25 protein-coding genes are annotated in these 22,595 nt (G+C 44.6%); 7 read left to right on the plus strand and 18 right to left on the minus strand.

Going from position 1 to position 22,595, the window contains the following annotated elements; all coding sequences use genetic code 11:
• Window positions 1-148: 148 nt before the first annotated feature.
• Genes rpsQ through rpsJ form a run of 11 tightly spaced genes read right to left on the minus strand, consistent with a single transcriptional unit; the run spans window position 149 to window position 5,094 of the window.
• Complete coding sequence (gene rpsQ / locus ACLD71_RS02850; protein ID WP_137674366.1) at window positions 149-394, minus strand: 30S ribosomal protein S17; 246 nt, start codon at window positions 392-394, stop codon at window positions 149-151.
• The gene (rpmC, locus tag ACLD71_RS02855; protein ID WP_137674367.1) at window positions 394-585 is read right to left on the minus strand and encodes a 50S ribosomal protein L29; all 192 of its coding nucleotides are present in this window, start codon (window positions 583-585) and stop codon (window positions 394-396) included. The genes rpsQ and rpmC overlap by 1 nt, the downstream gene beginning before the upstream one ends.
• Window positions 585-995, minus strand: a complete 411-nt coding sequence (rplP, locus tag ACLD71_RS02860; RefSeq protein ID WP_137674368.1) for a 50S ribosomal protein L16 — start codon at window positions 993-995, stop codon at window positions 585-587. The genes rpmC and rplP overlap by 1 nt, the downstream gene beginning before the upstream one ends.
• A gap of 11 nt (window positions 996-1,006) precedes the next feature.
• Window positions 1,007-1,705 (minus strand): 30S ribosomal protein S3, encoded by a 699-nt coding sequence (gene rpsC / locus ACLD71_RS02865; protein WP_137674369.1) that lies wholly within the window; start codon window positions 1,703-1,705, stop codon window positions 1,007-1,009.
• A 10-nt stretch (window positions 1,706-1,715) separates the two neighbouring features.
• Complete coding sequence (rplV, locus tag ACLD71_RS02870) at window positions 1,716-2,048, minus strand: 50S ribosomal protein L22 (RefSeq protein ID WP_016403499.1); 333 nt, start codon at window positions 2,046-2,048, stop codon at window positions 1,716-1,718.
• Between the two features lie 11 nt (window positions 2,049-2,059).
• On the minus strand, window positions 2,060-2,338 hold the full coding sequence (gene rpsS, locus ACLD71_RS02875; protein WP_137674370.1) for a 30S ribosomal protein S19: 279 nt from the start codon (window positions 2,336-2,338) through the stop codon (window positions 2,060-2,062).
• An 11-nt stretch (window positions 2,339-2,349) separates the two neighbouring features.
• Window positions 2,350-3,180, minus strand: a complete 831-nt coding sequence (gene rplB / locus ACLD71_RS02880) for a 50S ribosomal protein L2 (RefSeq protein WP_137674371.1) — start codon at window positions 3,178-3,180, stop codon at window positions 2,350-2,352.
• Window positions 3,181-3,195: 15 nt separating this feature from the next.
• Window positions 3,196-3,498 carry a 50S ribosomal protein L23 gene (gene rplW / locus ACLD71_RS02885; protein ID WP_137674372.1) on the minus strand — a complete coding sequence of 101 codons (303 nt, stop codon included), beginning with the start codon at window positions 3,496-3,498 and terminating at the stop codon, window positions 3,196-3,198.
• Complete coding sequence (gene rplD / locus ACLD71_RS02890) at window positions 3,495-4,100, minus strand: 50S ribosomal protein L4 (protein ID WP_137674373.1); 606 nt, start codon at window positions 4,098-4,100, stop codon at window positions 3,495-3,497. The genes rplW and rplD overlap by 4 nt, the downstream gene beginning before the upstream one ends.
• Window positions 4,101-4,115: 15 nt before the next feature.
• Entirely contained in the window at window positions 4,116-4,751 is a 636-nt protein-coding gene (gene rplC, locus ACLD71_RS02895; protein WP_137674374.1) for a 50S ribosomal protein L3, read from the minus strand.
• A gap of 31 nt (window positions 4,752-4,782) precedes the next feature.
• Window positions 4,783-5,094 (minus strand): 30S ribosomal protein S10, encoded by a 312-nt coding sequence (rpsJ, locus tag ACLD71_RS02900; RefSeq protein ID WP_137674375.1) that lies wholly within the window; start codon window positions 5,092-5,094, stop codon window positions 4,783-4,785.
• Between the two features lie 355 nt (window positions 5,095-5,449).
• Between rpsJ and ACLD71_RS02905 the strand changes: the two genes are divergently transcribed.
• The 4 genes from ACLD71_RS02905 (at window position 5,450) to ACLD71_RS02920 (ending at window position 9,199) form a co-directional block, all read left to right on the plus strand.
• Window positions 5,450-7,318, plus strand: coding sequence for an ATP-binding protein (locus ACLD71_RS02905; protein ID WP_411992886.1), 1,869 nt, complete (start codon window positions 5,450-5,452; stop codon window positions 7,316-7,318).
• 19 nt (window positions 7,319-7,337) lie between these two features.
• Complete coding sequence (locus ACLD71_RS02910) at window positions 7,338-7,835, plus strand: response regulator (protein WP_137674377.1); 498 nt, start codon at window positions 7,338-7,340, stop codon at window positions 7,833-7,835.
• A gap of 79 nt (window positions 7,836-7,914) precedes the next feature.
• Window positions 7,915-8,283 carry an MmcQ/YjbR family DNA-binding protein gene (locus tag ACLD71_RS02915; protein WP_137674378.1) on the plus strand — a complete coding sequence of 123 codons (369 nt, stop codon included), beginning with the start codon at window positions 7,915-7,917 and terminating at the stop codon, window positions 8,281-8,283.
• 10 nt (window positions 8,284-8,293) lie between these two features.
• Window positions 8,294-9,199, plus strand: coding sequence for an endonuclease/exonuclease/phosphatase family protein (locus ACLD71_RS02920; RefSeq protein WP_137674379.1), 906 nt, complete (start codon window positions 8,294-8,296; stop codon window positions 9,197-9,199).
• 45 nt (window positions 9,200-9,244) lie between these two features.
• Here ACLD71_RS02920 and argH read toward each other — a convergent pair whose 3' ends face one another.
• From argH to argC, 5 genes are all read right to left on the minus strand, one after another.
• Window positions 9,245-11,122, minus strand: coding sequence for an argininosuccinate lyase (argH, locus tag ACLD71_RS02925; protein WP_137674380.1), 1,878 nt, complete (start codon window positions 11,120-11,122; stop codon window positions 9,245-9,247).
• A gap of 84 nt (window positions 11,123-11,206) precedes the next feature.
• A complete protein-coding gene (locus ACLD71_RS02930; protein WP_303511789.1) occupies window positions 11,207-12,412 on the minus strand; it encodes an argininosuccinate synthase in 1,206 nt (401 codons plus the stop codon).
• 43 nt (window positions 12,413-12,455) lie between these two features.
• Entirely contained in the window at window positions 12,456-13,370 is a 915-nt protein-coding gene (locus ACLD71_RS02935; protein WP_411992889.1) for an ornithine carbamoyltransferase, read from the minus strand.
• A 9-nt stretch (window positions 13,371-13,379) separates the two neighbouring features.
• Window positions 13,380-14,156, minus strand: coding sequence for an acetylglutamate kinase (gene argB, locus ACLD71_RS02940; RefSeq protein ID WP_411992891.1), 777 nt, complete (start codon window positions 14,154-14,156; stop codon window positions 13,380-13,382).
• Between the two features lie 9 nt (window positions 14,157-14,165).
• The gene (gene argC, locus ACLD71_RS02945; RefSeq protein WP_137674384.1) at window positions 14,166-15,176 is read right to left on the minus strand and encodes an N-acetyl-gamma-glutamyl-phosphate reductase; all 1,011 of its coding nucleotides are present in this window, start codon (window positions 15,174-15,176) and stop codon (window positions 14,166-14,168) included.
• 411 nt (window positions 15,177-15,587) lie between these two features.
• Between argC and ppc the strand changes: the two genes are divergently transcribed.
• The 3 genes from ppc (at window position 15,588) to ACLD71_RS02960 (ending at window position 20,799) form a co-directional block, all read left to right on the plus strand.
• Window positions 15,588-18,227, plus strand: coding sequence for a phosphoenolpyruvate carboxylase (ppc, locus tag ACLD71_RS02950; RefSeq protein WP_235836244.1), 2,640 nt, complete (start codon window positions 15,588-15,590; stop codon window positions 18,225-18,227).
• A gap of 139 nt (window positions 18,228-18,366) precedes the next feature.
• On the plus strand, window positions 18,367-19,620 hold the full coding sequence (locus tag ACLD71_RS02955; RefSeq protein WP_411992893.1) for a hypothetical protein: 1,254 nt from the start codon (window positions 18,367-18,369) through the stop codon (window positions 19,618-19,620).
• A 345-nt stretch (window positions 19,621-19,965) separates the two neighbouring features.
• Window positions 19,966-20,799 carry a DUF2971 domain-containing protein gene (locus tag ACLD71_RS02960; RefSeq protein WP_411992895.1) on the plus strand — a complete coding sequence of 278 codons (834 nt, stop codon included), beginning with the start codon at window positions 19,966-19,968 and terminating at the stop codon, window positions 20,797-20,799.
• 190 nt (window positions 20,800-20,989) lie between these two features.
• Here ACLD71_RS02960 and metF read toward each other — a convergent pair whose 3' ends face one another.
• Window positions 20,990-21,892, minus strand: coding sequence for a methylenetetrahydrofolate reductase (gene metF, locus ACLD71_RS02965; protein ID WP_411992897.1), 903 nt, complete (start codon window positions 21,890-21,892; stop codon window positions 20,990-20,992).
• A gap of 214 nt (window positions 21,893-22,106) precedes the next feature.
• The gene (gene greB / locus ACLD71_RS02970; RefSeq protein WP_411992899.1) at window positions 22,107-22,592 is read right to left on the minus strand and encodes a transcription elongation factor GreB; all 486 of its coding nucleotides are present in this window, start codon (window positions 22,590-22,592) and stop codon (window positions 22,107-22,109) included.
• Window positions 22,593-22,595: the final 3 nt, after the last annotated feature.

Raw genomic sequence — 22,595 nt, forward strand, 5'->3', positions numbered from 1 at the left:
TCATGCCAGGACATGCAATTGGGAAATATAGAAATTGAGGGGGGAGTTGAGTAATTGTGCTACAAAATCAACTAATAACATTAGTATTTATAAGCTAATTATAGAAAAAAGGCCCCTAAACAGGAGCCTTTTCATTCGTTTTTAAAGCTTAGGCTTTAACTACTACGTCTACCAAAGTCCAAGACTTAGTCTTAGAAATTGGAGCACATTCTTTGATAGTTACTACATCGCCTTCAGCGGCAACGTTAGCTTCATCATGTGCATGTAGCTTAGTAGTGCGTTTGGTGTATTTACCGTAAATAGGGTGTTTAACCTGACGCTCAATAGCAACAACAATAGACTTGTCCATTTTGTCGCTAATTACTTTGCCTTGCAATGTACGGATATCGCTCATTACGCACCTGCCTTCTGATTCAGAATTGTTTTCACACGCGCGATGTCGCGACGTACGTTTTTAAGCAAGTGAGATTGGGCTAATTGACCAGTACTTGCTTGCATACGCAAGTTGAATTGCTCACGAAGCAGGTTTAGTAGCTCAGCTTTAAGCTCTTCAACACTTTTATCTTTAAGTTCGTTAGCTTTCATTACATTACCGTCCGCGTTACAAAAGTAGTGCTAATAGGCAACTTGCGAGAAGCTAGTTCAAACGCTTCACGAGCAAGTTCTTCTGATACACCGTCCATTTCATACAGGACTTTGCCTGGCTGAATTTGGGCTACCCAATATTCCACATTACCTTTACCTTTACCCATACGAACCTCAAGAGGCTTCTGAGTAATAGGTTTGTCTGGGAATACACGGATCCAGATTTTACCTTGACGTTTAATGTGACGAGTCATCGCACGACGTGCTGCTTCGATCTGACGAGCAGTAAGACGGCCACGGCCAGTCGCTTTAAGACCGAAGTCGCCAAAAGACACATCTTGTCCTTTGCCTAAACCACGGTTACGACCAGTGTGCTGCTTACGGAATTTAGTACGTTTTGGTTGTAACATTCCCGATTCTCCTATTTAGCGTTGCGCTTGTTGCCGCGCTTCGGCTTAGAAGGAGCTTCAGGAGCTACAGCCAATGGCATACCGCCAAGAACTTCGCCTTTAAAGATCCAAACTTTAACGCCGATGATACCGTAAGTAGTCAACGCTTCTGAAGTTGAGTAATCGATGTCAGCACGTAAAGTGTGTAGAGGTACACGGCCTTCACGGTACCATTCAGCACGAGCAATTTCTGCTCCGCCTAAACGACCACTAACTTGAACCTTGATACCTTTAGCGCCTAGACGCATTGCATTTTGCACGGCACGCTTCATAGCGCGACGGAACATAACACGACGTTCTAGTTGGCTAGAGATAGAGTCTGCTACTAATTTCGCGTCTAACTCAGGCTTACGAACTTCTGAGATATTGATTTGCGCAGGTACGCCAGCTAATTTAGCTACGTTCTTGCGAAGTTTCTCAACATCTTCACCTTTCTTACCAATTACAACACCTGGGCGAGCAGTGTGAATAGTCACACGAATGCTTTTAGCAGGACGTTCAATTGTAATGCGAGACACAGAAGCACTTTTCAATTCTTTAGTTAAGAACTGACGTACTTTGTGGTCACTGAAAAGGTTGTCTGCGTATTCACCTTTATCGGCATACCAGGTTGAATTCCATGGTTTTACGATACCTAGGCGAATACCATTAGGATGTACTTTCTGACCCATTGCTTATCTCCTAGTTATCAGATACAACCACAGTGATGTGGCTGGTACGCTTGATAATACGGTCGGCTCGGCCTTTAGCACGAGGACGAATACGCTTTAGAGTTGGACCATCATCAACGAAGATTTTGGTAATTTTCAACTCATCAATATCAGCACCTTCGTTGTGCTCAGCGTTAGCAATAGCAGACTCTAGAACTTTTTTAACAAGTCCTGCTGCTTTTTTGCTGCTGAATTGCAACGTAACAAGTGCTTTTTCTACTGGTAGACCACGTACTTGATCTGCAACCAGGCGAGCTTTCTGCGCAGAACCACGAGCAAAACGATGTTTAGCTAAAGCTTCCATAATTTATACTCCTACTTCTTCTTCGCTTTCTTATCTGCGACATGGCCGCGATAAGTACGAGTTGGCGCAAATTCACCCAGTTTATGACCGATCATTTCATCGGTAACAAATACTGGAACGTGCTGACGACCATTATGGACAGCGATGGTCAAACCGATCATTTGTGGAATGATCATTGAGCGACGAGACCAAGTTTTCAATGGTTTCTTGTCCCCGCTTTCCACCGCTTTCTCTACCTTCTTCAACAAGTGTAGGTCAATGAATGGACCCTTCTTGAGAGAACGTGGCATGGCGATTCCCCTTATTTCTTAGAACGACGGCGTACGATATATTGATCCGTACTCTTGTTTTTACGAGTTTTGTAACCTTTGGTTGGAACACCCCAAGGAGTAACTGGATGACGGCCACCAGATGTACGACCTTCACCACCACCATGTGGGTGATCAACTGGGTTCATTACCACACCGCGAACGGTAGGACGAACACCACGCCAGCGCGTTGCACCAGCTTTACCAAGTTTACGTAGCATATGCTCGCCATTACCTACTTCGCCTAATGTAGCGCGACAATCAGATAATATCTTACGCATTTCACCACTACGTAGACGTAGAGTTACGTATGCACCATCACGCGCAACGATTTGAGCGTAAGCACCAGCAGAACGTGCCATTTGGGCACCCTTACCAGGCTTCATTTCAATCGCGTGAACAGTAGAACCTACTGGCATGTTACGCATTGGCAAACAGTTACCTGCTTCGATTGGTGCATCAACACCAGAAGCAATAGCTGCGCCTGCTTTAACACCTTTTGGTGCCAAAATGTAACGGCGTTCACCGTCTGCAAATAATACCAAAGCAATGTGAGCACTGCGGTTTGGATCATATTCAAGACGTTCTACTTTCGCAGGAATGCCATCTTTATCATTTCGTTTGAAGTCAATCATACGGTAGTGTTGCTTATGACCACCACCAATATGACGCACGGTAATTACACCGCGGTTGTTACGACCACCAGATTTCGACTTACTTTCCAACAAAGGAGCGTAAGGCTTGCCTTTGTGCAGGTCAGTGTTAACCACTTTAACAACGTGGCGACGACCAGCAGATGTAGGCTTACATTTTACAATAGCCATTTAAGAATACTCCTATTACTCTGCGGCACCGGTGAAGTCGATGTCTGAACCTTCAGCTAAGGTTACATACGCTTTCTTCACGTCGTTACGGCGACCGAAACGAGCTCCGTGACGTTTAGTTTTACCTTTTTGGTTCAAGGTAGTAACGCCAGTCACTTCAACTTCGAATAGTTTTTCAACTGCAGCTTTGATTTCTGCTTTAGTTGCTGTAGAAACAACTTTGAATACGATAGTGTTATCGGCTTCAGCAGACATAGTGCTCTTTTCAGAGATATGTGGAGCTACTAGTACTTTCAACAAACGTTCTTCGCTGATCATGCTAACCACTCCTCAATTTGTTTCACTGCATCAGCAGTTATCAACACTTTATCAAAAGCAATCAAGCTAACTGGATCAATACCAGCTACATCACGAACGTCTACTTTGTAGAGGTTACGTGCGGCCAGGAATAAGTTTTCATCAACTTCAGGCGTAACGATTAATACATCGTTCAAATCGAAGTCTTTCAACTTAGCAACTAATTCTTTAGTTTTTGGCGCTTCAACGCTGAATTTCTCAACCACAATCAAACGTTCTTGACGAACAAGTTCAGACAAGATGCTGCGGATTGCGCCGCGGTACATTTTCTTGTTAACTTTTTGGCTGTGATCTTGTGGCTTAGCTGCAAAGGTTACCCCGCCGCTACGCCAAATTGGGCTACGAATTGTACCGGCACGAGCTCGGCCTGTACCTTTCTGACGCCATGGCTTCTTACCACCACCTGATACTTCAGAACGTGTTTTCTGAGCGCGTGAACCCTGGCGAGCGCCTGCAGCGTATGCAGTTACTACCTGGTGAATCAACGCTTCGTTAAAGTCACGTCCGAAGGTAGTTTCGGAAACTTCAAGAGCGCTTTGCGCGTCTTTCAATACCAATTCCATTACTATCTCCTAGCGTTACGCTTTAACAGCAGGTTTAATGATCACGTTACCATTGGTAGCACCTGGTACGGCACCTTTAACCAAAATTAGGTTACGTTCAACATCAACACGTACAACATCTAGGTTTTGCGTAGTTACACGCTCTGCACCCATATGTCCGGCCATCTTCTTGCCCTTGAATACTTTACCTGGGCTTTGGTTTTGACCAATAGAACCAGGAGCACGGTGGCTCAAAGAGTTACCGTGAGTAAAATCTTGGGTAGCGAAGTTCCAGCGTTTAACACCGCCTTGGAAACCTTTACCTTTAGAAGTACCAGTAACGTCTACTTTTTTAACTTCATTGAACAAGTCAACTTTTAGCTCATCAGCTACGTTAACTTCTTCACCTTCACCGTCTGCTAGACGGAATTCCCACAGGCCGCGACCCGCGTCAACACCAGCTTTAGCGAATTGACCCGCTTCTGGTTTGCTAACACGACTTGCTTTTTTAGCGCCGGTGGTCACTTGTAGAGCACGGTAACCGTCGCTGTCCTCAGTGATAACACGAGTAACGCGGTTTGGCTCACATTCGATTACGGTAACTGGAATTGATGCGCCATCTTCAGTGAAGATGCGAGTCATTCCAACTTTACGACCGATTAGACCAATCATTGTAAAAACCTCTTATTAGTCAGACTCAGGCTTAGCCCAAGCTGATTTGCACATCTACACCAGCAGCAAGGTCAAGGCGCATCAAAGCGTCAACTGTTTTATCAGTTGGCTCAACGATGTCTACTAGACGCTTGTGGGTGCGAATTTCATACTGATCACGCGCGTCTTTATTAACGTGCGGAGATACCAGAATGGTGTAACGCTCTTTACGAGTAGGCAGTGGAATAGGACCACGAACCTGAGCGCCAGTGCGTTTGGCAGTTTCTACGATTTCCGCAGTAGATTGATCGATCAGACGGTGATCAAATGCTTTCAAGCGGATTCGAATTCTTTGGTTCTGCATTGACAGAGCTCCAAATAAAAAATTAAAGAACCTAACACACACCAACGACATCCTTATCCAAAATTTGGGGATGGTAGTGCATGCGACGAGTAACGTTTGCTTCCAAATCGGAAACACTGTTAGTAGTTAACTTAAACCAAGCTAACTAAATGAATTGCCTAAACAACTCAACCCACTAAATTAGTGAGCTGGCGTATTATACTCAAGCAGGGTAAAAAAACAAGTTAAACCCAAATAATTGTTCAATAGGTAAACACCCACAGCAAAAGAAGTCTCACCAAGCGTTAGATAGCTCGCAAAACCTTAATCATTGTAAGTCTATAATATTCAACAACAAGCGTTAACTTGGATTGCCATGACTCAGCACCACAGCCTGTTAATCATAAGCCAGCAGCCTTGGTCAACAATACTTGAGCAAGCGGACGCCCCTTGGCGATACTGGTACTGTGAAGACGTACCCGATAACTCGCAGTTGCAACTTCATCATGTAGCACTGATTGTGATTGATACGGAGCGACTAGCCCAGCCGAAAAATGCTTTAGCCTTACAGGCCTTATTACAGCAACCCGTTTACGAAAACCTTAAGCTGGTATTGCATCATACTCAGCAAATGCCCAGCGCCGAGCAAGTGTTCCACTGGATAAATCAGTTTAGCCCACACGCGATTATCCCCCCTAACAGCAGTAACAGTGAAATCACGCAGCTAATGTACAACAAATGGCCTATTCACCAACAGCAAACTGCTCAACAACGCTGGTTAGAAAAGCAGCTAGCAGCACAAGTTGCAAAGATTAGGGCTAACTTCTTTGACTATACCGCCTTAAGCGATCAACAGCTTTCAGATAAAGTGATTTCAGCACTGTATGGTTTTTTCCAAGACAATGATGAAGACCACCTTTGTCGTACTTACAGCGCAAATCACGTATTAACACAAGAAGGCAAAGCCAATCGCTTCTTATGGTTTATCGCTAAAGGCGAAGTTGTGCTTAAGAAGCAACAGGGTCAACACATACTCGAAGTAGCCCGCATGCAAGCCGGTTCATTAGTGGGAGGTATGTCTTTCGTTACCGGTGAGCTTGGTTTTACCAGTGCGGTAACCACGCAGCGAACCGACGTGATAAAACTTGACCGGGCAACCTTTGCCAAAGTACTCGATTCGAGCAGTCAATTGCTGCCTCTATTTACTAACCTGCTATTGCGCCATTTTAACCGACGTTTGCAAAAGAGCATTCATACCAAACTTACCTTGCAGAGTACCCTTAATTCTCTAGACTCCGCTCACGAACAGCTTATAGAAAAAGAGAAAATGGCAGTGCTTGGCCAGCTCATTTCCGGCATTGCTCATGAGTTAAACAACCCTGTGGCCGCAATCATTCGCGGTAGCGACACCATCGCCAAGCAATTACCCACCGTATTAAACAATGAGTTAACCCATCCACAACAGCAACTTGGCCATGAATTGCTCAAGGCAGCGTTCACTTTAAAACCTATGTCCACCAGCGAGATACGCCAGCGCAGCAAAAACTCGATAGAACTTTTTGGTGATGCCATTACTGCAAGAAAAGCGGTAACTATAGGCCTAGACGGCCCCAGCTTGCGCCAACAATATTTGGAGTGCAGCGACACAGTAGATAATTCTCAGTTAATCGCAACGCTGGCGAGTTACCATCAAATCGGTAACTTCCTTCGCAATATTCAAGTTTGCGCTTCACGAATAGCTGAACTGGTAAAAGGCTTAAAACACTATGCAGGTCGCGATCCTGAGCAACCAGTACTGGCCGACTTGAACGAAGGCATAGCAGAAACCCTTGTGATTTTAGAGAATCGTTTACGTGGCTTCGAGGTTGAGTGTAGTTACGGCCTGTTACCGGTTTACCGCTGCCACCCTATCGCGTTGCAGCAAGTGTGGACAAACCTTATTGCCAACGCTCTAGACGCAATGGGGACTCATGGAAAACTCAGCGTAAGCAGCCAATATATCGAAGCCTCACCCAGCTATATCTCCATTTGTATTGAAGATAATGGCCCCGGCATCAAACCAGAGATTATAGAAAAGATATTCCAACTTAATTTCACCACCAAGCGTGAAAGTAACTTCGGCTTGGGAATAGGTTTAACGGTGTGCCAACAAATAGTTGCACAGCATTTAGGCAGAATCGAAGTGGAATCTGAGCTAGGACAATTTACCCGTTTCATAATTACCTTACCATTGAATCAGACCTAGGACTTTAAGGAGCCGCACCATGGAACAATTATTGATTTTATGTGTTGATGATGAACGCGAAGTGCTCGACAGTGTACTACACGATATCGCCTCTTTAAGCCCACCTTTTACCATCGACGGTGCCGAGAGCGTAGCTGAAGCCCGCGAAGTGATAAAAGACTTTGAAGCGCAAGGTGGTCAACTCGCCCTAATTCTTGCCGATCACATCATGCCCGACGAACTCGGCATCGATTTTCTTATCGATCTTAATCACGCCGACAATAGCGAAGCAGCTAAAAAAATTCTGCTCACAGGGCAAGCTGGCCTGCACGATACCATTGAGGCCATTAATCGCGGCGGACTCAATTATTACCTAGCCAAGCCTTGGTCAGAAGATCAACTATTAAGCATTGTTAAAGAGAAGCTCACCGATTATGTGCTTGAACATTGCGGCAACCCCATGCCTTTTGCTCAAGTATTAGACGGCGAACGAATATTTAGCCATGTGTCACAGCATCGCATGGATATCGGTAACTGATACCAAGCAGCAAAGTATTCGCATAGTTGTATTTTCTGGCTACTATTGAGCATAAGCAAATCAACTGAAGCGCAATGATATGGAATATCAGCAACTAAAAGATTATTTAATGGCGAAACCAGAGGTAACTCAGGATTTGCCCTTCGCGCCTGACGTACCAGTGTTTAAGGTTCGTAGTAAAATGTTCGCGCTAGTGAGTTGGAAAGAGGGCGAGATGAGTATGAACCTGAAATGCCAGCCTGAGCAAATAGATGCGCTTATCGATATCTATCCCGCGATTACTCGTGGCTACCACATGAGCAAACGCCATTGGCTCACTATTCACTTTGATGGCAGCGATGCAGAAAACGAAGCGTTTCGCTTAATCGATAATTCTTTCGAGTTAGTGGTTAAAGGCATGAGCAAAAAAGCCCAAACTGAACTCCTTGCAGCCCAAGAAAACACTTAGGAACAGTGCATTGCGCACCACCAGCACTGTTCGTTTACTGACTCTACTTTTATTAGGTTTGATGCTAAGTGGCTGTGCCAACAACGCCCTCACAGAAAACTCTCAAGCGGTGCCTTTAAAAGTAGATTATTGGCCTCACTCAAACGTAGTAACAACGCCGCTTCCACAACTTAGAGTTGCAAGTATTAACCTTGCCCACGGCCGAAAAAATGTCTTAAACCAACTGCTAGTAAGTAGTACAACTACTCGGCAAAACTTGCTAGATATTGCGGCCTACTTAAAACAGCAAAACATTGATGTAGTTGCTCTGCAAGAAGCCGATGCCTCATCTGCTTGGTCAGGTTCTTTCAACCATGTTGAATATATCGCACAGCACGCTGGATACTCGTGGCACGCACACAGCTTACATAGCAACGGAAAACTTGCCAATTACGGTACTGCCATTTTATCTAAATACCCAATAAGCGAAGCCTATGCTTATCACTTTATGCCAACGCCCCCTACCACTACTAAGGGTTTTACCGCAGCCAAAATACACATTACTGCTACGCAAAGCGTGGATGTAGTATCACTGCACTTAGATTTTTCTCGCGCTAGCAAAAGGCGCCAACAGATGGCGGAACTAAGAGAGCGTTTTAACCAGCATGAAGGTAGCGCCATTATAATGGGTGACTTTAATAGTGAGTGGGAAAAAGATGAAAGCGTAGTTAGCCAGTTTGAAAACAACAGCCGCTATCGTGTTTATCAACCGCAAAGCACTCAACTTGCCAGCTATAAAAACAAACGCTTAGATTGGATATTTATCAGTAAAGACCTCCAATTTATAAACTATGAGCTGGGCCCAAATACCCTTAGTGACCATCGCCCAGTAATCAGCCTGATAAAGCTGAGTGAAACACTAAATTCCAGCCAATAAAAAAGCCTCGTTAAACGAGGCTTAATGATCAGTGGATGCACTTAACTAAGCAACATTTTGCTTATGAATAAGGGTGTTGTTATCCAGAATAAACTCTAATGCCACTTCATCACAAGCATGCTGACGAGGACAAATATCACAATCCTTCATTACCTTTTCAGGCAGCATGTTTTTAGAGGTAGGGCTAAAGCCAAGCTTCATGAAGAATTCTGGAACACGAGTCAGTACAAATACCTTCTCAATTTCCATCTTCTTGGCTTTCTTCATTAAGTGTTGCACCATGGCTCGGCCTTGGCCAGCACGCTGTGAGCCAGGGTTAACGCCTAATGAACGAATCTCTGCTAGGCCAGTATCGTACAAGTATAGCGATGCACACCCAGTCACCTTGCCAGCTTGCTCGCTTACCGTGAAATCTCCAACGGCTTGTACTAATTCAGGACGTGGTCGCGGTAAGTTTTCACCCGCTTGCGCCCAGTAGTTAACCATAGTTTCAATGGTATCTAAGTCGGTCATTCGAGCAGAGCGAACGTATAAACCTTTTACGTTACGTTTCGACAAGCGAGTTTCGGCTTCGGTTAAGGCATGCTCAACTTGCTCTGGCGCTACGCCGCCTAAGGCCTGGCGTTTAGCTAGCGTTGATTCTAGGGACAAGTTTGGATAAACGTCATCTTCAATCTCTGGCGCTAACTCTTTAAATTCAGTTAGGCTTAAGTCTTCAAGCGGAACGCCTTTCTCAATGGCTTTAACCACTGCAATGCCCACAATATGGTGCGCTTCGCGGAAAGGAATACCTTTAGCCACTAAGTAATCGGCCAGTTCAGTAGCATTTGAGTAACCACCTTTAGCGGCCTCAGTAGTGGTTTCTTCATGCACATCCATATCATCAAGCACCAACTCAGCCATGGCTAAGCAGTCACCCCAAGTATCTAGCGCGTCAAACAAACCTTCTTTGTCTTCTTGCATGTCTTTGTTATAAGCCAAAGGCAATGCTTTAAGGGTCATCATAATGCCCGACAATGCTCCGTATACTCGGCCGGTTTTACCACGGATAAGCTCTAGTGCATCTGGGTTTTTCTTTTGTGGCATCAATGATGAGCCAGAGGTCACTTGGTCTGACAAATCTAAAAATGCCGACTCACCCGAGTTATAAAAGATTAAATCTTCAGCCATGCGGCTTAGGTGAATCATACTAATAGAGGCAGTTGAGATAAGCTCAACCACGTGGTCGCGGTCAGACACTGAATCCAAGCTGTTACGCGTAGCACGGCGAAAGCCTAAATCTTTAGCAATTTGCTGACGATCCATTGGGTAGGCAGTACCGGCTAATGCGCCACAACCAAGTGGTGATACATCTAAACGGCTTAGGGCATCTTGCAAACGAGAGTAATCACGTTCAAACATTTCTACGTAGGCCATTGCCCAGTGAGAAAAAGTAACCGGTTGAGCGCGTTGCAAGTGAGTGTAACCTGGCAGCACAGTGTCTTGCTGTTGGCGAGCAAACTTAACCAGTTTTTGTTGCAGCTTGTCTAGGTGCTCGAGTAATTCAACACCTTGGCTTTTACACCACAATTTTAAATCGGTAGCAACTTGGTCATTACGGCTACGGCCTGTGTGAAGCTTTTTGCCTAAGTCGCCCACTCGTTGGATAAGTTGAATCTCTACCCATGAGTGAATATCTTCAGCATCACTGCCCAAAATCTGTTGCGGGTTTTCAGCAACTTGTTTACCCAAATCCAATAAGGCCGATTCCAAGCGCTGTTGCTCGTCGGCGGTAATTACGCCCACACTTAACAATGCTTTCGACCATGCAATTGATCCGGTTATGTCTTGCTCCGCTAAACGATAATCAAAACGTAACGAATCATTGAACTGCTTAAATCTGGTATCTGCAGCTTGGCTAAAACGCCCACCCCACAATGCCATTTTACTCTCCATTTATTATTGCAAAGACCCCAGAGCAAATTGCCTCTGAGGTCTGTGTATTTCCTGCTTATACGTCGGCCAATCTTATTTGCTATTTAAAGCACGGATCCGGCTGGCTAGAGAGTATAAACGAATAAAGCCTTCAGCGTGCTTTTGATCGTACACTTGGTCTTCACCAAAAGTGGCAAACTCTTCTGAGTACAAGCTATTTGGTGAGCGTTTTTGTACCGCTACCGCTTGGCCTTTGTATAACTTAATCACTACGTCACCGTTAGCATCTGCAGCCATTGCTTCAGAAGCGGCGATTAGTGAAGTACATAAAGGCGTGAACCAACGACCGTCATACACCAAGTGTGCCATTTCTTGACCCACTTTTTCACGCCAAACACGTGACGTTTTATCGAGTACTAGTTCTTCAATCGCACGTAAAGCAGCCACAATTACCGTGCCGCCTGGCGTTTCGTAACAACCACGAGACTTCATACCTACGGTGCGGTTTTCGGTAATGTCGATACGGCCAACACCATGAGCTGCGGCAATGTCGTTCAGCTTCATGACTACTTGGTAAGGGCTTAATGCTTCATCGTTTACTGCAACAACACGGCCATTTTCAACTTTAAGGTTTACGTATTCTGGCTCGTTTGGCGCATCTACTGGATCAACCGTTAATGTCCACACACCTTTACTTGGCTCGTTCCATGGGTCTTCTAGCTCGCCGCCTTCGTGTGAAATATGCCACGCGTTAGCGTCACGGCTATAGATTTTAGTTGCTGAAGCCGTGGTTTCGATTTTGCGCTCTGCTAGGTAATCGAGCAAATCTTCACGGCTTTCCATTTCCCATTCACGCCAAGGTGCAATCACTTTTAGCTCTGGAGCAAGGGCTGCAAAGCAGCTTTCGAAACGAATTTGGTCGTTACCTTTACCAGTACAACCATGACATACCGCATCAGCACCCACTTTACGGGCTACTTCTACTTGGGCTTTAGCAATAATAGGACGCGCCATTGAAGTGCCTAACAAGTAAGTACCTTCATATACAGCACCAGTAGCGATAGTTGGGTAGATGTAGTCAGCAACAAACTCTTCTTTAAGGTCAACGATGTAACACTCTGAAGCACCAGACGCTAAGGCTTTTTCTTCAAGCCCAACCAACTCTTCTTCGCCTTGGCCTACATCGGCACAAAAGGCAACAATTTCACAATCGTTGTAGGTTTCTTTTAACCACGGAATGATGGCCGACGTGTCCAAACCACCTGAGTATGCTAATACAACTTTTTTGATATCTGACATTCTTAAAATTCCTTGTTCAACTCAGCTTTTAGCTGAATAGCCACTAACTTAATAAACTCACTAATACGGCGTTTTGTGCATGCATGCGGTTCTCAGCTTGATCAAAGATCAACGACTGAGGCCCATCCATCACTTCCGAAGTAATTTCCAACTCGCGGTGAGCAGGTTGGCAGTGCAATACGTGGTTAATGCCACATGATTGCATCAAATTCTGGTTAATCTGATAAGCCATGTACTTATCTTTTACAGATTGCAACGGCGTATCGTCTCCCATCGATACCCAAGTATCTCCGTAAACCACATCGTAGCCTTTAATATCTTCCACATTGTTGGTGACAACAATTTTGCCGCCGTGGATTTTGGCTAGCTCGTTAGCCTTTTGTACGATTTGAGCGTCTGGGCTTGCGCCTAGTGGGCACACAGCTGCGACCTCCATACCTAAAATGGCTCCGCCCAATAATAACGAATGGGTGACGTTATTACCTTCACCCAAATAAGCTAACTTCACTTTGCTTAACTCTGAGTACTGCTCGCTAATGGTTTGAAAATCGGCAAGCCCTTGGCAAGGGTGGTATAAATCACACAGGGAATTGATGATAGGCACCGACGAATTATCTCGCAGGGTTTGTAATGTTTTGTGCGAAAACACGCGTGCAACAATAGCATCGGCCCAGCGAGTAATATTTGATGCGAAGTCTTTTACACTTTCACGCTCGCCCATGGCACCGTTTTGTTGATCTAGGTATACCGCATGGCCGCCTAAGCGGTTAATGCCAATATCAAAGGTGACGCGAGTACGTAACGACGGTTTTTCGAAAAGGGTTACCACACTTTTCCCGGCCAAGGTTTGGCCGTAATCTTTTGGTGCTTTCTTAATTTTAGCGGCCAATTCCAGTAGCCCTAAAATTTGCTCTTGAGTTAAGTCCTGCAAGCTCAGCAGGTGTTTAAAATCACTCATCTTCTTTCCTTAAACGGTAACCTGAGTCCCTACCGACTCACCATTGTGTGTTTGTCCAGCTAACAAGCTGGCCAGTTTCGCTGGATCTTTCCATGATGCTAGCGCTACTGGTGTTTGCAAAAATGCTGCAGCATCTAAAGCGGCATTCACTTTTACCGTCATGCCATCGGTAATCACACCGTCGGCAATTAATTTCTCAGCTAATTGGCTATTTAACTCAGCCACCAGCCGCTTATTCTGGTCAAGCACGCCAGCAACGTCAGACAACAATACCAATTGGCCTTGTAATAGTTTGCACACAGCTAAAGCCGCTTGGTCAGCGTTTACATTATATAACTCGCCGTCTTCACCAATACCAATGGAACTCAACACTGGCACATGGCCTAAGCTGATTAAGCTGCTTAACAAAGCAGGGTTGCTTGGTGATGCTTCACCTACATGGCCCAACCGTGGGTCCATTTGCACAACCTTGCAACTGCCAGCGTCACTTAAACATAAACCCACAGCCGATAAACCTGCTTTTAAAGCTTGGGCTAATAGCAATTTGTTACTGGTACCTGCAAGGGCACCAACCACATAAGGGATTTGTTCTTTTGGGGTAATACGCAAGCCGTCTAGCTTTTCTGATACAAAGCCGGTTTTAGCCAATACGTCTTCAACCACCACGCCACCGCCATGCACCAATACAATAGGTTGCGAAACTTGCTGAAGCGCAGCAAACAAGTTATCCAAGGCTTGAGCATTATTCAATACCGCGCCGCCTAATTTAATCACTAATGGTTTCATAATTAGCCCTTAAACTAGCGATTCGCTAACGGCAAAGCCGTTACGAATGTTTAAACATTGAATGGCTTGGCTAGCGGCCCCTTTCAATAAGTTGTCTTCGGCCGATACCACAATTAAGTCATCGCCTTGTTGCTGCCAAGCTAAATCAATAAATGGCGTGCTTTCGACTTTAGCGATTGATGGCCACTCACCGCTTAGCAAACGCACAATGTTTTGTCCGGCGTAAGCTTGCTGATAAGCCTCATTAACTTGTTCTTCGGTAGTTCCCACTTTTAGGCAAACATTAATGGTGGCTAGAATACCGCGCTTAAAGTTACCGAGATGAGGAGTGAAAATAACCGGGTGACCTAAGTGCGCAGCAATTTCTGGCTGATGACGATGATTAAATACGCCGTAAGGCGCTAAGCTAACTTCGCAGAATGAGCTGGTTAAAGATGCTTTACGCCCAGCCCCACTCACCCCACTGGTGGCATTAATAATCGCTTTGCTGCTTTCATCAATCAGCCCTGCCTCGGCCAAAGGCTTAAGTGCAGTAAGAGAGGCGGTAGGGTAACAACCAGCAACAGCCACTAAATCGGTTTGCTTAATTTGCTCGGCGTTCCATTCAGCTAAACCGTATACGGCTTTTTCTAATAACTCAGGAAATTGATGAGTAAAACCATAGAATTTTTCGTAGAACTCTGCACTTTGAACACGAAAGGCACCCGACAAATCGAACACCTGACAGCCGGCCGCCAAAAACGCCTCGGCTAAATCGTGACTTACCTCGTGTGCGGTCGCCAGTAAAACAATGTCAACATCGGCAAAGGTATTGGCAATATCAGCAACAATTAACGGTTGTACCGGCGCATCTACCACGCCGCGTAATTTACCGTGCAAGGCAGACAGTGCCTTGCCTGCGTCTAAGCTACGCTCTGATACGTACAAACCCGCAAGCATTAATTGAGAGTGGCGACTAACATAAGCCGCTAACTCTGCACCGGTGTACCCACTTGCTCCAACAATCGCAGCCTTTAACATCGTTTCTTGTTCCCTTGAAATCTTATGGCATAGTGTTTTTTGTAAGAGGCTATTTTACTGACCAATTAAACAAAAAGTCACTTTTTTAAGCACAATTTTTTTGGTGCTTATCTACTATAAGCGGAGCATACCACAGGCAATTCTTTATGCAATAAAAATGAATTTTTATTTACCTTTGATTTTATAAACATCGACTAAAAAGAAGCGAAAACAAAGTCGCAGTTCTACAAATATCGACAATAATCTATGGGGAAGCGCTTGATCCTAAGCAAAGGATTCGTCGTTAACTGTAATTTAATTACATGTATTTTGACTATATGGCCAGTCTTAGGTATGTTTTTGCATCAGGACTAGGGTGATTTAGTAAAAAAATTTCAATAATCGCTAGCAAACACAAGTGAAGGAAAAAGAATGAGCCAAACAATGCCTCAAGAAATCAATGGGTCGTTACGAGGAAATGTTAACTTACTCGGACAACTACTTGGCAACACCATTAAGAGCCACATGGGAGAAGCGTTTCTAGAAAAAGTAGAAACCATTCGCCAGCTAGCTAAAGCTTCACGAAATGATGATGACCAAGCCCGCGAGCAACTACTAGAGTTATTGCGTAACCTAAGTGATGACGAGCTACTGCCGGTAACCCGCGCCTTTAGCCAATTTTTGAATCTTGCCAATATTGCCGAACAGTTTCACACTATTTCGCGCAATTGCGAAGGCAGTACCTGCGCACAAGATCCTATCGACTTGGTGTTTCAAAAACTAAAAAGCGAAAACTTGAGCGAAGCTGAAATTCATCATGCTGTAGCGCAACTGAATATAGAGCTAGTACTTACTGCTCATCCTACCGAAGTAACTCGCCGCACCTTAATTAACAAACACGTTGCCATTAACAATTGCTTAGATTGGTTGGAACTAGATCTGCCTGACCGAGAACGTAGCCAATTACTTGGCCGCTTAGAGCAATTGGTTAATCAAGCTTGGCATACTGATGAGATTCGCCAGCAACGCCCTACTCCCGTAGATGAAGCTAAATGGGGCTTCGCAGTAATCGAAAACTCTTTATGGCATGCCGTACCTGATTTTGTTCGCCAGCTGGACAACAAACTAGGCCAACACTTTGACATGCGTATGGCACTCGATGCTGCGCCAGTAGTATTTTCTTCGTGGATGGGTGGTGACCGCGACGGTAATCCTTTTGTTACCGCAAATGTTACCGAAGAAGTATTGCTTTCTAGCCGCTGGGTAGCGGTAGATTTGTACTTAAAAGAAATACAAACCTTGGTTAGCGAATTGTCGATGAGCGATGCCAATGAAGCACTGCTTGAGCAAACTGGCGACCAAAGCGAACCTTACCGCGCGCTACTAAAAGTATTACGTAGCGAGTTGCAAGAAACTCACGACTACTTAACGGCTAAATTAAAAGGCCAATACACCGAAGCCCGTGACCTTATTACCAATACCGAGCAACTGCGCGAGCCTTTAGAGCTTTGTTACTATTCGCTACAAGACTGTGGCATGGGCATTATTGCCGACGGTACCTTGCTAGATTTACTGCGTCGTATTGCCTGTTTCGGTATCAACTTACTGCGCTTAGACATTCGCCAAGATAGCGGTCGTCACGAGGAAGTATTTTCGGAAATCACTCGCTACTTAGGCATGGGTGATTACGCACATTGGAACGAAACCGATAAACAGCACTTTTTATTACAAGAATTGAATTCAAAACGTCCATTATTCCCGCGCGCTTGGGAGCCTAGTGAGTCGGTTCAAGAAGTACTAGATACCTGTGCCGTTATTGCCAAGCAAGAACGCGAAGCCTTAGGTATTTACATTATTTCTATGGCCAGTGAGCCATCAGACGTATTGGCGGTTCAACTATTGCTGCAAGAAGCTGGTTGTCCATTCCGTTTACCTGTTGCCCCATTGTTCGAAACGCTAGACGATTTGAACAACGCTCCAGCGACTATGAGCAAGCTGTTATCTATTGACTGGTATCGCGGTTATATCTCGGGTCAGCAACATGTAATGATTGGTTACTCTGATTCCGCTAAAGATGCTGGCGTACTTGCTGCTTCATGGGCACAGTATCGCGCACAAGAGGCCCTAGTCTCTATCTGCGAAGGCCATTCTATTAGTTTAACCTTGTTCCATGGTCGTGGCGGTACTATTGGTCGTGGTGGTGCTCCGGCACACGCCGCACTGTTGTCGCAACCTCCGGGTTCATTAAAAGGTGGCTTACGTGTGACCGAGCAAGGCGAGATGATTCGCTTTAAGTTTGGTTTACCAAAAGTAGCCTTAGACAGCTTAAATCTTTACGCCAGTGCGGTACTAGAAGCTAACTTAGTTCCACCGATGGAGCCAAAGGATGAATGGCGCGGCGTGATGGACCAAATCGCTGAGACCTCTTGCGAAGCCTACCGTGGCATTGTTTGGGGCGAAGAAGATTTTGTGCCTTACTTCCGCGCAGCCACTCCAGAACGTGAACTGGCTAAACTGCCATTAGGTAGTCGCCCTGCGAAGCGCCGCTCCGACGGTGGTGTAGAAAGCTTACGCGCCATTCCATGGATTTTCTCATGGAGTCAAAACCGTTTGCTACTTCCTGCTTGGTTAGGCAGTGGTGCAGCGTTCGAAGGTTTGATTAAAGACGGTAAGAGTGAATTATTAACCGAGATGCGCGCGTGGCCATTCTTTGATAATCGCCTAGCAATGTTAGAAATGGTATTTATGAAAGCTGATACTTGGCTATCTAAAATCTATGATGACCGCTTGGTTGAGCCAGAGCTGCAAGTACTTGGTGAAAAACTACGTACTAAGCTAGAAACAGCCAAAGCCGCTATTGTGTCGCTAGCACCAGATAATCGCTTGTTAGCGAATCAAGCTTGGGTAGTAGAATCGCTTAATTTACGTAACCCGTATATTGATCCTCTACATGTATTGCAGGTTGAACTGCTTAATCGTTCTCGTGCCAACGAAGAACTATGCCCAGTTGTAGACCAAGCCTTGATGGTGAGTATTGCAGGTATCGCAGCCGGCATGCGTAATACCGGCTAAGTAATAAACTTGAGTAATAACAACCCCGCTTTACGCGGGGTTGTTTGTTCTTAGGCTAAGCTAACACTCTATTTAACTATTTACAGCAAGAAGCCGCTAGGCTTCACGGCGTCGCTCATTGATCCTTAGGATGTCTTCAATGCAACAATACAAAGGATGGTTATTTCTCGCCTCATTACTGCTTTATCTACTGCATGCTTTTGAAGTAATAGGCGTTGGCTTAGCCACTGTAGTGACTTGGGCGGCGGCACTGGCGTACTTGCCACAGTTAAGCCGCGCAATACGCATTCAGGCGGGCTGTTTGTTAAGTATAGGCATTGTTTTGTTGTTGCTCGCCGCTAGCCAAAATACCTTGCTAAGCCCAATAGACGTTTTGTCTATTAACCTCCCCTTATTAGCCATGTTTAGTGCGGTGTCTTTCCTCGCCTTAGCCAATCCAGAAAACCAGCAAAACCCACTACCCACCGGTAAACGCAGCATCGCCTCTACCGCCTTAGGGGTGAACTTGCTTGGCGCTATAATCAACCTGTCGATAATCTTTATTGTTGGCGACCGATTAGCGAAGCAAAAGCAACTCACCAACGCTCAGCAAAAGGTACTTATGCGTTGCTTTTGTGCGGCTGCCTGGTGGTCTCCTTTTTTCATTGCCACCGCAGTATCCATTACCTACGCGCCAGGCATGCAGTGGTTAGATGTATTATTGCCAGGGGCCTTAATGGCCTTGATTGCACTTATTTTTACCACCGCAGAAGTTTCGCTACGCGATAAAGACAGTTTTGCCGGCTACCCATTGCGCCGCGAGAGTTTAACCATTCCTTTTGTATTGGCGGTCACGGTTATCGGGCTACATTTTGCCTTTCCTGATGTCAGTATTATTTTGATGATTACCTGTTTAGCGCCTATTGCAGCGCTCACCTTTGCCAAAGGTAAGTCGAAGGTAATTATCGCTCGGCAGTTCATTACGCACCGCCTATCTAACGTAGGTAGCCAATATGTGCTGTTTTTAGCGGCGGGGGTATTCTCTGCTGGCATTAAAGCCTTGTTATTGGCCTATCCTGAAACCTTGAGCTTACATAACATTGAATTTTCACATCAAACCTTTGCAGTAGTATTGGCTCTGATGATTGTGGCCTGCATGTTTGGTATTCATCCAGTGATTAGTATCTCTTTAGCCAGCCCATTGTTATTACCCCTTAACCCAGAACCAAGCCAGTTAGGCTTTTTATTCCTTAGCTCTTGGGCGATTTCTACCGGCAGTAGCCCTTTGTCAGGAGTAGGTTTAACCATGATAGGGCGCTATCAATTCACCACTTCACAAATACTTAAAAACAACTGGTATTACGCCTTTAGCATGTGGCTGATTTGTTCTGGGGTAAATGCGCTGCTGATGTAACTGGGGGAAACCCGCATTTTTCTCACTTTGCCTTAAAGTTTGCCACTTGTAGCTATTTTCCCTTGGCCGTTGTACTAAATTTCGCCTCTCGGCGACGTCATTTTTCTTTGACGACCAAAGAAAAACGAAGCCAAAAGAAAGGTCGCCCTGCATTATCTTTATCCTTCGTTGCTCAGTGACTTGGCGATAATGAAGGAAGGGAGCAAGAAAAAGCTAATATAAACCTTCCCGCAGTGTGCTAGGTTCGATTAAAGACGTATAGAATCGAATGGCTCTTTGACCAATAATTAATCATAAAGGTAAAATGTTTAATTGGGTTAAAATAAGTTCGGATAAGATTAGATAATGTCAACAGAAAAGAAACCCAGTAGTTTTTATAAGTACTGTCCCGTTCATAGCTCACCCGAAAAAATTATTAAGTGTGATAACCCAAACCAGCTAGAAGAGCTAGGGGAGTATTCCCTACTAAATCTCTTTAATCATCAAGCAAAGTTTTCTTCTCGCATCGATTTCAATGACCTATTCGATACTAGAATAAACTTCACAGTTCCTGACAAAAGAGAGGTTAAGAGTTTTTTACGACAACTATCGGTAAAAAAGAGAAGAGAAGCAAAGCCATTCTTTGATAAAAAGATTGGTCAGATCAACTTTAAGAAGTATCGCGATCAAATCAACGAGTTATTTGATAATTACAAGATGTATTGTGTAACTATCAAAGGCAACAATAACCTTATGTGGTCACACTACGCAAATAATCATCAAGGTTTCTGTATCGAGTTTGATGCAAACAAACTAATTGCAGAAAAAGTTAGCTATGAGCCCGAACTAGCCAAATTTAGACTCCTTAATATAGTGAAAGAAAACTATGGCTTGATCACCAAAAAGCATCTACGTGATTTAATCTCTGCGGCAACACTAACTAAGCTTGATGAATGGGGTTATGAAAAAGAGTACCGGATCACTGCTAGCCATGAAATGGATAGGCTATTTGAAGTTCAAAAAGCCGTTAATTTTTCTATTTACAAAACAAACCCTGATTGGGTAAAGGCTATAATTTTTGGCCATAGAATGGATGAAAAAATTCGCCGCTACATTATCAACACATACAAAAATAATGTTAAATACAAGATAGCAGAACCTGATATGCAAAAGGGTACAATCAATATATTAAATTACTAAGGTATCTAAAATCATATCGACACATTACTTCAGAGTTGGTTTGAAAAAGCGACCTTCCTCAAACCAACCTTATCGGCTAACCCACAAATTACAACAAACTTACATTGAAATATTCAATTTTTATTGACTAACTGTCAGACAAAAAAAGCCTAGCATTGCTAGGCTTGGTATCTCTCAGCTGTATTAGTCACTAAGCAGGTACGGCTTCAGCCGGGCGAACACCTAAGGTGTGACAAATGGCGAAAGACAACTCCGAGCGGTTAAGCGTGTAGAAGTGGAAGTCTTTCACTCCTTCGCGAGACAATACTTTCACCATCTCAATGGCAACACTCGCTCCCACTAGGTTACGGGTTGTTTGGTCGTTATCTAAACCTGCAAACTGTCCATGTAGCCAACTAGGTACTTTTACATTGGCAAACGAAGCAAACTTTTTCAGAGTTTTGTAATTCGATACCGGCAAAATTCCCGGTACAATTTCGCCTTCAATGCCTATGGCCGCGCAGCGATCTCGAAAGCGTAAATAGCTTTCAACGTCGAAGAAAAACTGAGTAATCGCGCGATTAGCGCCCGCGTCCATTTTACGTTTAAGCGCAAGCAAATCGGCTTGAGCACTTTTTGCTTCTGGGTGAACCTCTGGGTAGGCCGCCACCGAAATATCAAAGTCAGCTTCTTCTTTAAGTAGCGCCACCAAATCGCTCGCGTACATTTGCGGTTTAGCCGAACCTTCTGGCAAATCTCCCCGTAAGGCAACAATATCTTTAATACCACTGTTCCAGTAATCACGGGCAATTTGGCGTAACTCATCGGGCGTCGAATCAATGCAGGTTAAGTGCGGCGCCGCCGCTAAACCGGTACGATCTTTAATGGCTTTAATCACCTTATGAGTGCGATCTCGTGTTCCCGAGTTGGCGCCATAAGTCACGGATACAAACTTTGGTTTTAAGGTTTGTAAACGCTCAATAGACGACCAAAGCGTTTGCTCCATCGTTTCTGTGGTAGGCGGAAAGAACTCAAAGGACACGTTAATATCGCGGTTAAGCTCGCTTAAGCTTTGATTCAGTGTTTCGATTTGTTGCGCGTTATGAAATCCCATTGACCTTCTCCGTTAAAGACTTTTAGACGTCTATACCGCTAGATACTAAAGAGATGGCTAATGAAGTCAACGCTATTCATGTTGTACTTAGCTTTAGATGAAATATTTTCAACATTAAGTAAATCAGTGCTTAAGGGTAGATATCTATGATTTATCCAACACTAATGTGTAAATAAAACCCTAGCAGAGGGAGAAGTGGTAACGATTTACTCATTTATTCTCTGTCAAAAGGCGTGTAACGAATATGATTAATCCACCACTCTTTGGTGCCTTCAGGCGTTTTTACAAACACATCATCGTCTACTTGCTTACCAATTAGAGCGCGAGCCATGGGGGAGTCGATAGTGATGTAACCCAACTTAGGGTCTATTTCGTCGGTGCCAACAATACGGTAGCGCACCACGTTAGCATCGTCGTTTTCTAATTCGACCCATGCGCCAAAAAACACTTTGCCAATTTGCTGTGGATAATGATCAACAATCTCTAATGCGTCGAGACGTTTGTTTAAAAAACGCAGCCGAGAGTCGATACGGCGTAACTCGCGTTTACCTTCTTTATACTCGGCATTTTCTGAGCGATCGCCAAGCGCAGCGGCTTCCGAAACAGCTTGGGTGACTTCTGGTCGTTTTACCTTCCATAAGTATTTAAGTTCTTTGTCTAATTTGTGCCAGCCGGCGCGGGTAATTAAGTTGGTTTTCATGGT

The organism is Agarivorans sp. DSG3-1, from assembly GCF_046774965.1.
Classification (GTDB): Bacteria; Pseudomonadota; Gammaproteobacteria; order Enterobacterales; family Celerinatantimonadaceae; genus Agarivorans.

What these genes read in the sequence shown, in the direction of transcription:
- rpsQ (WP_137674366.1), bottom strand. Translation starts at nt 394, where the DNA reads ATGAGCGATATCCGTACATTGCAAGGCAAAGTAATTAGCGACAAAATG.
- rpmC (WP_137674367.1), bottom strand. Translation starts at nt 585, where the DNA reads ATGAAAGCTAACGAACTTAAAGATAAAAGTGTTGAAGAGCTTAAAGCT.
- rplP (WP_137674368.1), bottom strand. Translation starts at nt 995, where the DNA reads ATGTTACAACCAAAACGTACTAAATTCCGTAAGCAGCACACTGGTCGT.
- rpsC (WP_137674369.1), bottom strand. Translation starts at nt 1,705, where the DNA reads ATGGGTCAGAAAGTACATCCTAATGGTATTCGCCTAGGTATCGTAAAA.
- rplV (WP_016403499.1), bottom strand. Translation starts at nt 2,048, where the DNA reads ATGGAAGCTTTAGCTAAACATCGTTTTGCTCGTGGTTCTGCGCAGAAA.
- rpsS (WP_137674370.1), bottom strand. Translation starts at nt 2,338, where the DNA reads ATGCCACGTTCTCTCAAGAAGGGTCCATTCATTGACCTACACTTGTTG.
- rplB (WP_137674371.1), bottom strand. Translation starts at nt 3,180, where the DNA reads ATGGCTATTGTAAAATGTAAGCCTACATCTGCTGGTCGTCGCCACGTT.
- rplW (WP_137674372.1), bottom strand. Translation starts at nt 3,498, where the DNA reads ATGATCAGCGAAGAACGTTTGTTGAAAGTACTAGTAGCTCCACATATC.
- rplD (WP_137674373.1), bottom strand. Translation starts at nt 4,100, where the DNA reads ATGGAATTGGTATTGAAAGACGCGCAAAGCGCTCTTGAAGTTTCCGAA.
- rplC (WP_137674374.1), bottom strand. Translation starts at nt 4,751, where the DNA reads ATGATTGGTCTAATCGGTCGTAAAGTTGGAATGACTCGCATCTTCACT.
- rpsJ (WP_137674375.1), bottom strand. Translation starts at nt 5,094, where the DNA reads ATGCAGAACCAAAGAATTCGAATCCGCTTGAAAGCATTTGATCACCGT.
- ACLD71_RS02905 (WP_411992886.1), top strand. Translation starts at nt 5,450, where the DNA reads ATGACTCAGCACCACAGCCTGTTAATCATAAGCCAGCAGCCTTGGTCA.
- ACLD71_RS02910 (WP_137674377.1), top strand. Translation starts at nt 7,338, where the DNA reads ATGGAACAATTATTGATTTTATGTGTTGATGATGAACGCGAAGTGCTC.
- ACLD71_RS02915 (WP_137674378.1), top strand. Translation starts at nt 7,915, where the DNA reads ATGGAATATCAGCAACTAAAAGATTATTTAATGGCGAAACCAGAGGTA.
- argH (WP_137674380.1), bottom strand. Translation starts at nt 11,122, where the DNA reads ATGGCATTGTGGGGTGGGCGTTTTAGCCAAGCTGCAGATACCAGATTT.
- ACLD71_RS02930 (WP_303511789.1), bottom strand. Translation starts at nt 12,412, where the DNA reads ATGTCAGATATCAAAAAAGTTGTATTAGCATACTCAGGTGGTTTGGAC.
- ACLD71_RS02935 (WP_411992889.1), bottom strand. Translation starts at nt 13,370, where the DNA reads ATGAGTGATTTTAAACACCTGCTGAGCTTGCAGGACTTAACTCAAGAG.
- argB (WP_411992891.1), bottom strand. Translation starts at nt 14,156, where the DNA reads ATGAAACCATTAGTGATTAAATTAGGCGGCGCGGTATTGAATAATGCT.
- argC (WP_137674384.1), bottom strand. Translation starts at nt 15,176, where the DNA reads ATGTTAAAGGCTGCGATTGTTGGAGCAAGTGGGTACACCGGTGCAGAG.
- ppc (WP_235836244.1), top strand. Translation starts at nt 15,588, where the DNA reads ATGAGCCAAACAATGCCTCAAGAAATCAATGGGTCGTTACGAGGAAAT.
- ACLD71_RS02955 (WP_411992893.1), top strand. Translation starts at nt 18,367, where the DNA reads ATGCAACAATACAAAGGATGGTTATTTCTCGCCTCATTACTGCTTTAT.
- ACLD71_RS02960 (WP_411992895.1), top strand. Translation starts at nt 19,966, where the DNA reads ATGTCAACAGAAAAGAAACCCAGTAGTTTTTATAAGTACTGTCCCGTT.
- metF (WP_411992897.1), bottom strand. Translation starts at nt 21,892, where the DNA reads ATGGGATTTCATAACGCGCAACAAATCGAAACACTGAATCAAAGCTTA.
- greB (WP_411992899.1), bottom strand. Translation starts at nt 22,592, where the DNA reads ATGAAAACCAACTTAATTACCCGCGCCGGCTGGCACAAATTAGACAAA.